This window comes from Serratia microhaemolytica (assembly GCF_004011885.1).
GTDB lineage: Bacteria > Pseudomonadota > Gammaproteobacteria > Enterobacterales > Enterobacteriaceae > Serratia_G > Serratia_G microhaemolytica.
This window is the reverse complement of record NZ_SBEF01000025.1, coordinates 1-12,965: the sequence shown is the minus strand read 5'-3', so window position 1 is coordinate 12,965 and position 12,965 is coordinate 1. Positions and strand designations below refer to the sequence as shown.

General features: G+C 49.3%; 9 protein-coding genes. 2 read left to right on the top strand and 7 right to left on the bottom strand.

Annotated elements, in window-relative coordinates; translation table 11 throughout:
* Positions 1-80: 80 nt before the first annotated feature.
* The 3 genes from EOJ37_RS09435 to glnA form a co-directional block, all read right to left on the bottom strand.
* Positions 81-3,155 carry an efflux RND transporter permease subunit gene (locus tag EOJ37_RS09435; RefSeq protein ID WP_127959672.1) on the bottom strand — a complete coding sequence of 1,025 codons (3,075 nt, stop codon included), beginning with the start codon at positions 3,153-3,155 and terminating at the stop codon, positions 81-83.
* Positions 3,152-4,300, bottom strand: a complete 1,149-nt coding sequence (locus tag EOJ37_RS09430; RefSeq protein ID WP_162473681.1) for an efflux RND transporter periplasmic adaptor subunit — start codon at positions 4,298-4,300, stop codon at positions 3,152-3,154. Before EOJ37_RS09430 ends, EOJ37_RS09435 begins: the two co-directional genes overlap by 4 nt.
* Before the next feature lie 558 nt (positions 4,301-4,858).
* A complete protein-coding gene (glnA, locus tag EOJ37_RS09425; RefSeq protein WP_127959670.1) occupies positions 4,859-6,268 on the bottom strand; it encodes a glutamate--ammonia ligase in 1,410 nt (469 codons plus the stop codon).
* A gap of 369 nt (positions 6,269-6,637) precedes the next feature.
* On the opposite strand from glnA, the gene typA reads away from it, so the two are divergent.
* Both typA and rpiA read left to right on the top strand, forming a co-directional pair.
* A complete protein-coding gene (gene typA, locus EOJ37_RS09420; protein ID WP_127959669.1) occupies positions 6,638-8,461 on the top strand; it encodes a ribosome-dependent GTPase TypA in 1,824 nt (607 codons plus the stop codon).
* A gap of 197 nt (positions 8,462-8,658) precedes the next feature.
* Positions 8,659-9,318 (top strand): ribose-5-phosphate isomerase RpiA, encoded by a 660-nt coding sequence (gene rpiA, locus EOJ37_RS09415; protein ID WP_127959708.1) that lies wholly within the window; start codon positions 8,659-8,661, stop codon positions 9,316-9,318.
* Between the two features lie 562 nt (positions 9,319-9,880).
* Here the strand turns inward: rpiA and EOJ37_RS09410 are convergent.
* The 4 genes from EOJ37_RS09410 to tssI all read right to left on the bottom strand — a co-directional run.
* Positions 9,881-10,141, bottom strand: coding sequence for a hypothetical protein (locus EOJ37_RS09410; RefSeq protein WP_127959668.1), 261 nt, complete (start codon positions 10,139-10,141; stop codon positions 9,881-9,883).
* A 3-nt stretch (positions 10,142-10,144) separates the two neighbouring features.
* Positions 10,145-10,666 (bottom strand): hypothetical protein, encoded by a 522-nt coding sequence (locus EOJ37_RS14670; protein ID WP_206194042.1) that lies wholly within the window; start codon positions 10,664-10,666, stop codon positions 10,145-10,147.
* A gap of 165 nt (positions 10,667-10,831) precedes the next feature.
* Positions 10,832-11,314 (bottom strand): hypothetical protein, encoded by a 483-nt coding sequence (locus tag EOJ37_RS09400; RefSeq protein ID WP_127959667.1) that lies wholly within the window; start codon positions 11,312-11,314, stop codon positions 10,832-10,834.
* The coding region (gene tssI, locus EOJ37_RS14840; protein WP_240651692.1) for a type VI secretion system tip protein TssI/VgrG at positions 11,314-12,965 on the bottom strand (1,652 nt) is incomplete at its 5' end. The genes tssI and EOJ37_RS09400, both read right to left, overlap by 1 nt.

Genomic DNA, 12,965 nt, shown 5'->3' with positions numbered 1-12,965 from the left:
TAACCTGGGGCGGTCATCTTAACCTCAGGTTGTCGTGGAATAGATCTGGCGTGCGGGGAGAACCCGCACGCTGGCAGGGATCATGCCTGCTTCAGATCTTCCTCACTCACGGTGGTCAGACGTACCAAGCGCCGGCCTAACCAGTGACGCAGATCATCGAGATAAGTAAAACCAACCGGAATACAGACTAGGCTTAATAGCGTCGATGCGATAAGGCCCCCAATAACAGTCACAGCCATGGGGGTACGAAATCCTGCATCGGCACCAAAACCTATCGCTGCTGGCAGCATACCTGCCACCATTGCTACTGTTGTCATGATGATTGGGCGCGCACGCACTGTTGCGGCGCTGATGATAGCATCGTAGCGACTGGCGCCGGTGCGTTGCGCCTCGATAATGAAATCGACCAGCAGTATGGCATTCTTAGTCACAATCCCCATCAACATCAACATACCAATGATCACCGGCATATCGAATGCGGCACCCACTAACCAGAGTGCCGGAACGGCACCAATCAGCGAGAGTGGTAACGTAAGCAGGATGTTCAGTGGTTGCATAACATCGTGGAACAGCAGGATCAGAATAGCAAACATAGCGAGAACGCCAGCCGCCATCGCGATACCAAAGTTGCCGAACATCTCCTGCATGAACTCTGCGTCACCATATTCGATGTGTCTTACGCTTGCTGGCAAGTTACGGAACGCGGGTAGAGCCTGAATGGACGTCAGTGCCTGACCTAGCGAGCCAAAAGCAAGGTTGGCGTCTATGGTGACGCGCCGCTGCTTGTCATAACGTTCAATGCGTGATTCACCTTCACCATATTGAATATCAGCTACCGCAGCCAGCGGCACAGTATATTGGCCGGAAAGCGTGCGTAATGGCAGGGTGTTAAGAATATCGATATTAGAGCGGTCACTATCATTTAACCGTACCCGTACCGGCAGTTGACGATTGGCGAGCAGATAACGCGCGGAATTCGCATCGGTCTCACCGGAGGTGGCGATCCGCAGCGTATTCCCTATTGTTTCCGTTGCTACCCCCAATCGAGCGGCATCACCATCTCTAGGCTGGACGAACAACTCAGAACGTGGAGGCGTTAAACTGATTTTTACATTGGTTAACTCTGGCAGAGTTCGCATCTCATCAGCGAGGCGCAAAGCGGCCTGTTTTAAATCTTCCGGCGAGTGGCTACCTAACATGATAGACACTTCCGGCACTAGCCCATCGACCAGAAACTGGAACCGCATGTCGGGTAACTTTGCCAGAGATTGTTGGATATCCAGCTCAAACTCTTTGCGTGTCAATTTACTGGATTGACGCGGGGTGAGCACAATGGTGAAACGTATTTCATCGGTACTGTCTGCAATCGCTAATACTTGAGAGACATCTGGATGATCGGATAAGGTCGCACTGATGCGCTGTGCAGCCTGCTCAGATTCACTCAGGCTGTTACCTGTCGGTAATTGCACCACCAGGAATGACAAACGAGCATCACCCACCGGCAAAAAGCCGGTCGGCAGAGTACCCGCAAGTAAAATCGATAACACAAACAGCAAGCCAGCCAATATCAATGTCCAGCCGCGATGACGCAATGCGGTAGCCAACAGCTTGAGATAGCTTCTCATCATCCAGGAAGGTTCGGGTTTAACTTGCGCGTCAGCTGTACTGCTTTTTTGGGCTGGTCGTAAAAAGTAGGCGGCCATTAATGGCGTCAGCAGTCGAGCCACCATCAGAGAACCGAATACGGCAACGGTAGCCGTAAGACCAAATTGCCGGAAATATTGCCCAACCACCCCTTGAATAAAGCTGATGGGCATAAACACTGCGATGATGGTGAGCGTGGTTGCCAGCACCGCCAGAGCGATGGCATCGGCGGCATGCAGTGCTGCCTGATATGGACGCTCTCCCATATGCACATGGCGATCGATGTTTTCAACTTCGACAATCGCGTCATCAACCAAGATACCGATCACCAGTATCAATGCCAGCAAGGTAACGTTATTGAGCGTGAAACCAGACCATAGCATGAACAGAAACACGGGTAGCATCGACAGCGGTATTGCCAACGCGGAGATGACGGTGGTGCGCCAATCACGCAAGAAAATAAACACCACTAACACCGTCAGTAACGCGCCCTCAATCAGTGTCTGCATGGCCGTGTTGAAGCTGGCTTGGGTCTGCTCAACGGTTGATGCCGCTTGGGTGATCGTGATGTCTGGGTAGGAAGCGTGTAGTGTTGCCAGACGTTGAGTCACTTTTTCGGCGACCAGTACGTCACTGACCCCCTTGCTGCGCCAGACCGAGAAGCCAACCGTACTTTTACCGTTAAAGTGGGCAAAACTTTGTGCTTCACTGGCGACATCACTGATTTGAGCCAACTCAGTGAGTGGCAGCCACTTGTTATTGGGCAAAGCGATATGCAACTGTTGCAACGCAGCGAGTGAAGTTTCACGACCAGGCACACGGATCATCAGGCGTTGGCTGCTATTGTTGAGATAGCCACCGGTTGACTCTGTATAGGTGTTACGGAGTTGATAGTTCAGGTCTTCAATACTTAAACCATGATAGGCCAGCATTGCGGGGTCAACTTCAACACGGATCTCACGTTCGGCACCACCAAAGCGTTCAACACTCTGCACGCCCGACATGGAGAGCAACTCCTGCCTGACGGTATTATCAATGAACCAAGAGAGATCCAGCGCGGTGTAGGCATCGGAGGTGACGACATAGTGCAGCATTGCCCCCCCTTCAATGTTGATTCGCTGGATCACCGGTTCCAAAATGGTCTGTGGCAGCAGATCACGGATTTGCCCAATGGCAGCACGCACATCATTCAGCGCGCGTTCAGAGTCAACATCCAGACGAAACTCAACGACAGTATAATTAATATCGGCCCGAACGGTGGATTCTACATGCCGCACATCTGGCAACACCGAAAGAGTCTCTTCCAAACGTTGGGTAATGCTGGTTTCGATTTCACCGGGCGCAGCACCGGGCTGGACGACCGTGACGCTGATCAGTGGAAAAGTTACTGATGGGGTGGCATTAACCGGTAAACGCAAAAAGGAATAAATACCGGCTAACGTGAGCACGCAGAATAACACTAATGTCGGTAATGGGCGTCGTATCGCCCAAGCGGATAGCCCTGGCTTCATGATTTTCTGCTCGCTGTGATCACTGTTGCGTGTTGAGAGATCTCAAATTGAGAGCGGCTAGTTGAATTAGGCGTCAGTTGGCCGGTTACAGGGCGAAGCACCGAACTGGGTTCTATAGTTTCGGCCTCTTCCAGTTCTATTTTATCGCCATCCTGTAATAGCGTAGAGCCAGTGACGACAACCAAACTGTTGGTATCCAAACCGTTGATGATCTCCACCCAACCATTTTCCTGAATGCCGATTTTAACTGGGGTGCGTCTTACCTGCTTATGCTCATCAACGACAAAAACATAGGCTGCACTGGCAGATTGCCCAGAGAGTTGCGACGCTTCTGAAGCGTTTTGTCCCGACATTTTGCTGTCATAGCGCAACGCGCGGATATCCACTGCAATCACTTGATGTTCTGCCAACTTAATGTGCGCACGGCCTACGCTACCAAAACGCACTGCGGCTGGCACTGTTGCCGTGGTAATACGCAGTTGCCCATATCCAGAATTGGGATTGAGCTCTCTGCTTAGGCGCCTAATGGTGCCTGTCACACGGCCTTCAATATTATTGGTAGTAATTTCTGCTGCCATGCCAACCAGTAGATTGGAGAGCAAACGTTGAGGTGCTTCGGCAACGAAATCGGGTGATTGACTGTCAGCCAGTCGAAATAGCGGAGTTTGGGTGTTAACGATGGTGCCAAGCTGGATGGTGCGTTGTGTAATAATGCCGGCAAACGGCGCCACGATATCGGTATAGGCTAAACGCGCCTGATGCTCATCCCTAGCCGCTTCTGCCTGACGCAGTGATGCCTGAGTTGTCAGTAGTGCTGTCAGCGCTGCTTCGTAGTCATATTGGCTGGTGGCATTAGCAGCGAACAGCTTCTTGGTGCGCTCATACTGTTCCGACACTTGTGTCAGCTCGGCATTAATTCGTTGTACCGTCTGTTCGGCTTGGCGCATCTGGCTATCCAACACCGTTCGCTCCAAACGAGCCAACACCTGACCGGATTTTACCGATTCACTCTCCTCAACTAAAATCTCAGTGACACGAATCCCTTCCAGCACGGAACTGAGTGAGACCTCTTCACGGGGCCGCCAGGCACCCATAAGTGTGGCTCGGGTAGTCAGCTTACGCAGTTCTGGCTTACTGACACTCACCCGCAATGCAACCTGTTTCTGGTTTTCGCTGGTGGACTTATCCTCTACTGAGTGTGAGGTGTATGTGAAAAAGAGGCCTGTCAAAGTAACAATTATTGCTAGCAACAGGAATCGGCCGAATTTTCCTACGGGCATCCATGATCTTGCAGACATCAGTTTTCAACCTTTTAGTGTGAAATAGATGGATATTCGAACATTTTTCCGACAAGAGAATATCAAGAATATATTAAGAAATGATAAAGAAAAGAAAGCTTACAGTGAATAGAGAATTATTTTTACAGAGCAAGTGCTGCTTAGTGAGCGCTAGGAAAAATGTACATCAGTGGTTAATTTATAACCTCTTTGTGATCTATTTTGCAAGGGATAAAATACAGAGAACAAAAAAAGCCCATCGTAAGATGGGCGGGAATGATTCCACGGCAAAACAGCAAGATGACCCAGTAGCCTGATAGGTTATCGATCAGCATATCAGGTGGGTGTGAACTGTGGCACGGTGCTTGGTAACTGTTATTGGACAATTAACTTAGCAACATCAACCACCGTGCTGGAGATACTCAGTTACACGCTATAGTAAAGTTCGAACTCGACTGGGTGTGGTGTCATACGTACCCGATCCATCTCTTCTCTACGTAACTCGATATAAGCATCAATTGCATCATCCGTGAAGACACCACCACGAGTAAGGAATGCGCGATCTTCATTCAGCGCCGCCATCGCTTCATCGAGCGAACCCGCGACTTTCGGGATCACCGCTTCTTCTTCTGGCGGCAGATCGTAGAGATTCTTATCCATCGCATCACCAGGGTGGATCTTATTAATGATGCCATCCAGACCCGCCATGAGCAGTGCGGCAAAACAGAGATAAGGGTTGGCTGCTGGATCGGGGAAACGAGCCTCAATACGGCGTGCTTTCGGGTTAGCCACCACCGGAATACGGATAGAAGCAGAGCGGTTACGCGCAGAATACGCCAACATCACCGGTGCTTCATAACCGGGCACTAAGCGCTTATAGGAATTGGTCGTCGGGTTAGCCAGGGCATTAATTGCTTTGGCGTGTTTAATAATGCCGCCAATATAGAACAGCGCAGTCTCCGACAAACCGCCATATTTATCACCAGCAAACAGGTTAACGCCATTTTTTGCCAGCGACATATGACAGTGCATACCGGAACCATTATCACCAAACATCGGTTTTGGCATAAAGGTTGCGGTCTTACCAAAAGCGTGCGCCACATTGTGTACTACATATTTATAGATCTGGATCTCATCCGCTTTTTTGGTCATGGTGTTAAAGCGTGTTGCCACTTCGTTCTGCCCAGCGGTAGCCACTTCGTGGTGATGTGCTTCAACGACCAGCCCCATCTGCTCCATCGTCAAACACATCGCAGAACGGATATCCTGTGATGAGTCAACCGGTGGCACAGGGAAGTAACCCCCTTTCACGGCTGGACGGTGGCCCTTGTTACCGCCCTCATACTGCGTGCTGCTATTCCAGGCACCTTCAATATCGTCGATAGCAACGTGTGAACCACGGATGCTGCTACCAAAACGGATATCATCAAACAGGAAGAATTCAGGCTCTGGGCCAAACAGCACGGTATCAGCGATACCGGAGGCACGCAGAAAATCTTCAGCACGTTTTGAAATTGAACGCGGGTCACGATCATAGCCCTGCATAGTGCCAGGCTCGAGGATGTCACAGCGGATGATCAGTGTGGGGTGTTCAAAGAACGGATCTAACACCGCAGTGCTGGCATCAGGCATCAGCACCATATCGGACTCGTTGATCCCTTTCCAGCCACCGATTGAAGAACCGTCGAACATCTTGCCTTCTTCAAAAAAATCTTCATTAACCTGGTGAGCAGGGATCGTGATGTGTTGTTCTTTGCCCTTGGTATCGGTAAAACGCAGATCGACAAATTGAACCTCATGCTCACTTAGCATGGTCAAAATATGTTCAGCGGACATACATACTCTCCTCGAGTTATCATTATCGTTGTCACAGAACAACGCGGTGTTATTGGGTGGTTAGCACGTTAAGCATAGTAAAGCGAAAAGTGTGCCAACTCTGCTGGTAGCGGAGAACAGGCTAATGACACGGCCTTACTGTAACAGCGTAGGCTACCAGAGCTAAATGGTTGCACCATCAAAGTGCATTTGTACTGCTGTTGTGCCTCGTGATGGTGCGTTAACCAGATTAACAGCCCGTTTGTACTGACGGTGCTCCACTTTTATCAAGGCAATAGCATGGATTATTAGCAACACGTGCGATCCTGTTTAGTCCCTTGCCTAATGCGTGTACAATGGCGCGCTATTTCTAACGCCTGAGACAAAGCTGTGATTGAAAATTTGCGTAACATCGCCATTATTGCCCACGTTGACCATGGTAAAACCACCTTGGTTGACAAATTACTACAACAATCTGGAACCTTCGGGGAGCGTGAGCAAACCACTGAACGAGTGATGGACTCGAACGATCTGGAAAAAGAGCGTGGCATCACCATTCTTGCCAAGAACACCGCAATTAGCTGGAAAGATTACCGCATCAACATCGTTGATACCCCGGGACACGCCGATTTTGGCGGTGAAGTTGAGCGGGTGATGTCGATGGTCGATTCGGTGTTGCTGGTGGTCGATGCGATGGACGGCCCAATGCCACAAACGCGTTTTGTGACCAAAAAAGCGTTTGCTAATGGATTGAAGCCCATCGTGGTGATCAATAAAGTTGACCGCCCTGGCGCACGCCCTGACTGGGTGGTAGACCAAGTATTTGATCTGTTCGTCAACCTTGATGCTACCGATGAACAACTCGATTTCCCGATTATCTACGCCTCGGCGTTACTGGGGATTGCCGGCACTGATCACCAGGATATGGCAGCGGACATGACACCGCTTTACCAAGCGATCGTCGATCATGTCTCTGCACCGAAGGTTGAACTGGATGCCCCATTCCAGATGCAGATCTCGCAGTTAGACTACAACAACTATGTTGGTGTGATCGGTATTGGTCGGATCAAGCGTGGCAAAGTCAAGCCTAACCAAGCGGTAACCGTCATCGATCACGAAGGGAAAACCCGTAACGGACGAGTCGGTAAAGTATTGACTCACATGGGACTTGAGCGTATTGATGCCGGCGTTGCAGAAGCGGGCGACATCATTGCCATTACCGGTTTGGGTGAACTGAACATCTCTGACACTATCTGTGATGTGAATGCGGTAGAAGCACTTCCTGCGCTGTCGGTAGATGAGCCAACTGTCAGCATGTTCTTTAATGTCAACACGTCGCCTTTCTGTGGTAAAGAGGGGAAATATGTCACCTCGCGCCAGATCCTGGAACGGTTGAACAAAGAGTTGGTACATAACGTAGCGCTGCGCGTTGAAGAGACTGATGACGCCGACGCTTTCCGGGTCTCTGGGCGTGGTGAACTGCATCTTTCGGTATTGATCGAAAACATGCGTCGTGAAGGTTTTGAACTGGCGGTATCGCGCCCGAAAGTGATCTTCCGTGAAATCGATGGCCGCAAACAGGAGCCATTCGAGAATGTCACGCTGGATATTGAAGATCAGCATCAAGGCGCAGTGATGCAAGCGATGGGTGAACGCAAGGCTGATCTGAAGAGTATGGATCCAGATGGTAAAGGGCGGGTGCGTCTCGACTACCTGGTGCCCAGCCGTGGACTGATTGGCTTCCGTAACGAATTCATGACCATGACTTCCGGTACCGGTTTACTCTACTCCACCTTTAGCCACTATGACGACGTGCGCCCGGGTGAAGTGGGGCAACGCCAAAACGGTGTATTGATCTCGAATGGTCAAGGCAAAGCGGTTGCCTTTGCACTGTTCGGGTTACAAGATCGCGGTAAACTGTTCCTCGGCCACGGTGTTGAAGTGTATGAAGGACAGATCATCGGTATGCATTCACGCTCAAATGATTTGACCGTGAACTGTTTAACCGGAAAAAAACTGACCAACATGCGTGCTTCAGGTACTGACGAAGCGACGACACTGGTGCCACCGATCAAGATGTCACTGGAGCAGGCGCTGGAGTTTATTGATGATGATGAACTGGTAGAAGTCACTCCACAATCGATCCGTATCCGCAAGCGTCATCTAACGGAAAACGATCGTAAACGTGCCAGCCGTGGTAGCAAAGATCTGTAATATGCCACTGAGTGGGGGGGATTGCCCCCTCACTGTCAAACAGCCGCCGATTCCCGCACACCCCGCTTTACCGTCTCGCCAACCCATCGCCACCGGATCAGCGCGCTGCTCTGTATCGTTGAGGCTCATGGCTGCCACTTCGTTCAAGAACTGGTATATAATGCCGCTCCGTTCGCTAAACAGATAATGTAGACATGATGACGCAGGATGAACTGAAAAAAGCAGTGGGTTGGGCAGCGCTCGAGTATGTCAGACCCGGTACCATTGTCGGTGTCGGCACTGGCTCCACGGCTGCACACTTTATCGATGCCCTAGGCTCGATCAAACATCAAATTGAAGGGGCAGTTTCAAGTTCTGATGCCTCGACCGCCAAGTTACAAAGCCTCGGTATCACCGTTTTTGACCCTAATGAAGTCGATTCACTGGATATTTATGTTGATGGTGCTGATGAGATCAACCGCCAGATGCAGATGATCAAAGGTGGAGGGGCTGCGCTTACACGCGAGAAAATCATTGCAGCGATTGCCAGACAGTTTATCTGTATTGTCGACGCCAGCAAACAGGTTGATATTCTAGGTAAATTTCCGTTGCCGGTGGAAGTGATCCCAATGGCACGTGCCTATGTTGCGCGTGAATTAGTCAAATTGGGTGGTCTACCAGAATATCGTCAGCATGTAGTGACAGATAACGGCAACGTGATCTTGGATGTACACAATCTAAAAATTATCGATGCGATTGATCTTGAAAATAAAATCAACAGCATCAGTGGTGTGGTCACTGTTGGCCTGTTTGCGCGTCGCGCCGCAGATGTTGCTTTGGTCGGCACAGCAAACGGCGTGGTCAAAGTGGTGAAATAGCAGGGCAAGAGCACGCACGTTTTTTAACCAAAAACAGTATGTAATCTGCTCGCGTGTTTATGCTCTTCCTCTCATCACAGCAAAAGCATTGTCTAGCTACTCCCCCTGCGAAGGGGGAGGCTGGCAGGGAGTTATTGCAAAGTCATCAAATGTTTTAACCCCCTAACCCTCTCCTTGATAAGGGGAGGGAATTGCCTAGCACCTTTCCTGGTGACACAGGACAAATACACGAATGTGCATTTTTACACGTTCGGGATCACGCCGATGGCGGCAGCGAGAAAATCGAGTGTGTCTTCCGCTTCAGCAAAGCCCTTAATATCGCCTGCTACTGGGACAAAATCGGCCAAGGTTGAGAGCTGGCTGATCCCTTTTTCAGCGCATAGAACGTAGTGCTCGTTGTTACAAGTGGCGAGTATTTCGCCATCCTTCGGTTCTGTAGAGTTGCCAAAAAATGCACACTCGTCTGTTTGTCCTGCGTCACAAAGGGGTTATTTCATTGAATTTATGTTTCCTAACAAGTCACGGAAAAAAACTTTAACTAAAGTAGTATTACAATTAATTCCTAACTTGAAGGGGAGTTGTCTATTTTATTAATCCAAAAAATGAAATCATCTTTTCCATATAAATATTCATTATCTGTTGATAGAAGATCCACTGCGCCCAGACATCCGAGAATATCCCAAACAACTTGGTCTGTTATCTTAATATTATCATCATCTATGATGGAAAAAGCCCATTTTGCCACTTGTGAACGTTCCAGCATACCAACATTTAATTTTTGAATCACTTCCTTAAGCTGCATTCTACTTGGAATAGTATTCATACTTTATCTTCTCCCTTGATAGTTACCCTTAATATCAAATATATGATGATTCTTGTCATGCGTTACCGGCTTGGGGGCTACACTTCTAATATTTCCGGAATGATCCAATGTTTCATACCATGTTCTAAATTTTCCAGTTTTAGGATCCCATTCTCTCACTAATCGTGCACCGAGCATTTCTCCCACTTTTCTAGCTGGCGTAACATTGCCATAAAATCTAAAACGTCCATTCTTCAAAGCGGTAACCTTGTCTTGTCCATATTTTTCCGCCTGTCTATAATATTCTCTAAGTCTAGTACCTTGCAATGAACTGACAGCCGAAACCTCCTCACTGGCCTGATTAACCAACTTCGACGCCCCGGCGACATCACCTTTTTTCAGTGCTTGTTTCGCTGCTTTCAGCGCTTTGCCAGCGACGTCGCCGACAACCGGGATCACGCCGATGGCGGCGGCGAGAAAATCGAGTGTGTCTTCCGCTTCGGCAAAGCCTTTAATATCACCGACCACCAGGACAAAATCGGCCAAGGTTGAGAGCTGGCTGATGACCTTCTGAGAGCGCGGGTCTTGGTAATCAGCATGATAAGTGCTTAGCGCTTCGCCGCCCTACTCTTATTTTTCCACCATGCAACACAAACTCATCACAAATTTGAGGATGTAGCAATAATCAAATTTAACATATGAAATCCGATATTACTCATATGGCAAACAGTATGCCCCCTCTAAAGCTTCATATTGTCTAACAGCATCACGACCTTCAGCTAAATACTCTACATCTATTGGCTCTGGTTGATGATCTTTTGTATGAGATCCCGTCAGAAAGGAACGATACTGCTCTAGTACATACAGTGTTTGCTCAATGGTTAAAAGAACCTGCTGTTCTTCAACATATTCACAGCCAATAAAAACCTTGTCTTGTGTCACCATCACCCAATGTGCATTGCCAATTCCAAAATTACCATCAGTGCTCTTTCCAGATGCTAAGTCAGTTAAATTTTCAATCCATATATCAACTGATTGAATATTATACTGAATATCATTCGATAGCCATCCGGCAATCTCAGTGGTGCCATGCCTTAGTATTTTTCGATTAAGGTGACTACCTACATCACCCCCAACAGGAACAAATGACTTACTTTTTTCATTCCACCAAAAAACAATTTTATCACTCAACATTATTTTTTCCTTCCAGAATAGACAGGCCATGCTGTTGCACCAGTGCCATCAGGCTTTCCATAAAAGCCTTGAATTTCTAATCCACTAGATGATTTCCCACTCCAGGTTTCTGTATTAGGGATTCTTTCAGAATTCTTAAACGCATTTTCGATTTCTTGAGCAGTTTGACGCTTTGACCAGTGCTCAGGAAAAAAGGTGGTTTGAGCTTTCTTTTTAACCCAGAGTCCTGTAATAGGATCCCGAACGGAAATATATCCAGTCGAAACACCATTAATATCAGGCGCTCCTGTCAGCTTCTCTATTTTGATATTAGGATCACGTAAATAATGACCACCTGACGCAATTTTTGAGCCGTCCTTGAGAGTTTTAACTTCGCCATACAGGATATGGTTCAGCCTAATATATGCAACCTCTGGGGCTTTTCCTGCCTGATATTTAACCAACTCTAGCGGTGTAGGAGATGGTTTAAAGTCATCAAGATATTCACCAATTTTCGTTGATTCTCTATGTGTTACTGAATGTTTTTCTGGTGTTAATGACTTGATTTTCCCCAAGAACTGCAAGTGTCCACGTGAAGCTTTGCCCACCCCAAGCATAGCACTAAGTGCAATCAAGCTACCGGCAGTATGCTCGTTCAATATTTGTTTGAACCCTTTTGGCGCTTCACCGCCCAACTGTTCGGCGATAGTGGCAAAGGTCTCTGGGTTTTGGTGATACAGCGCACCGGCGGCCAGTAATCGCCCCACCGCTGCGCTGTTGAGTGTGCTCAGTGCCGGTTCAGTGCGGTTGTGCTCGCCGTCCGTTGTGGTGTTTGCCGTGGCGGCCGCTTCCGGTGTGATATTGGCGCCGGTTTCGACCGTTAATGGCTTGCCAGCAAACGCATTTTTTATCCACTGGCTGGCTTCGGCAAGCTGCTGTTCATCGTTGAGATCGAGCGCTTGGCTGGCGGTGATCTGGCCGTTGTGTGTGGCGTAGAGGTTGAAGTTTTTGCCGCGTAGGCTGATACGCCCATCGGCGTGCAGTTCCAGTGCCGATGCGCCGCTCTCCAGCCGAATACCGCGCGCCGAGGCCAGTTCCAGCAGCTGTTGTACCGTGCGTTGCTGTTGGCCGTTGATCTCGGTGCGTTGATCGCCCTGAACCGTCAGGGTGTGGTTGCCGTGCGCGGTGAAGTGATAATGTTGGCCAATTTCAATCTGCTGATTTTGTTGCACCTTTTCGATGTGGTTAGCGCCGACTTCAGTCACCCGGTTGTTGCGCACTTGGGTGGTCATGTCGCGCTGGGCATGCAGGAATAGACCTTCCATGCCCTTAGCATCTTCAAAACGTAGTTCGTTGTAGCCTTCGCCTTTGTGCGTTTTGCTGCGCAGCACCATCTGGGTTTTCGCCATCGGCAGTTTCAGCGCGGCGCGGTTGACCGCGTGATAGGTACGCCCAGTCACTATCGGTTGATCCGGGTCGCCGTGCAGGAAGTGGATCACCACTTCCTGGCCGACGCGCGGGATGGCGATCATGCCCCAACCTTGCCCTGCCCACGGCTGGCTGACGCGGATCCAGCATGAGCTGTGGTCGTCGCTGTTGCCGTAGCGATCCCAACGGAACTGTACGCGGATGCGGCCATGTTCATCGCAGAAGATCTCTTCGTTGCCGGGGC

Coding starts and splice junctions, on each gene's coding strand:
- EOJ37_RS09435 (WP_127959672.1), bottom strand. CDS start 3,155: ATGAAGCCAGGGCTATCCGCTTGGGCGATACGACGCCCATTACCGACA.
- glnA (WP_127959670.1), bottom strand. CDS start 6,268: ATGTCCGCTGAACATATTTTGACCATGCTAAGTGAGCATGAGGTTCAA.
- rpiA (WP_127959708.1), top strand. CDS start 8,659: ATGACGCAGGATGAACTGAAAAAAGCAGTGGGTTGGGCAGCGCTCGAG.
- EOJ37_RS09410 (WP_127959668.1), bottom strand. CDS start 10,141: ATGAATACTATTCCAAGTAGAATGCAGCTTAAGGAAGTGATTCAAAAA.
- EOJ37_RS09400 (WP_127959667.1), bottom strand. CDS start 11,314: ATGTTGAGTGATAAAATTGTTTTTTGGTGGAATGAAAAAAGTAAGTCA.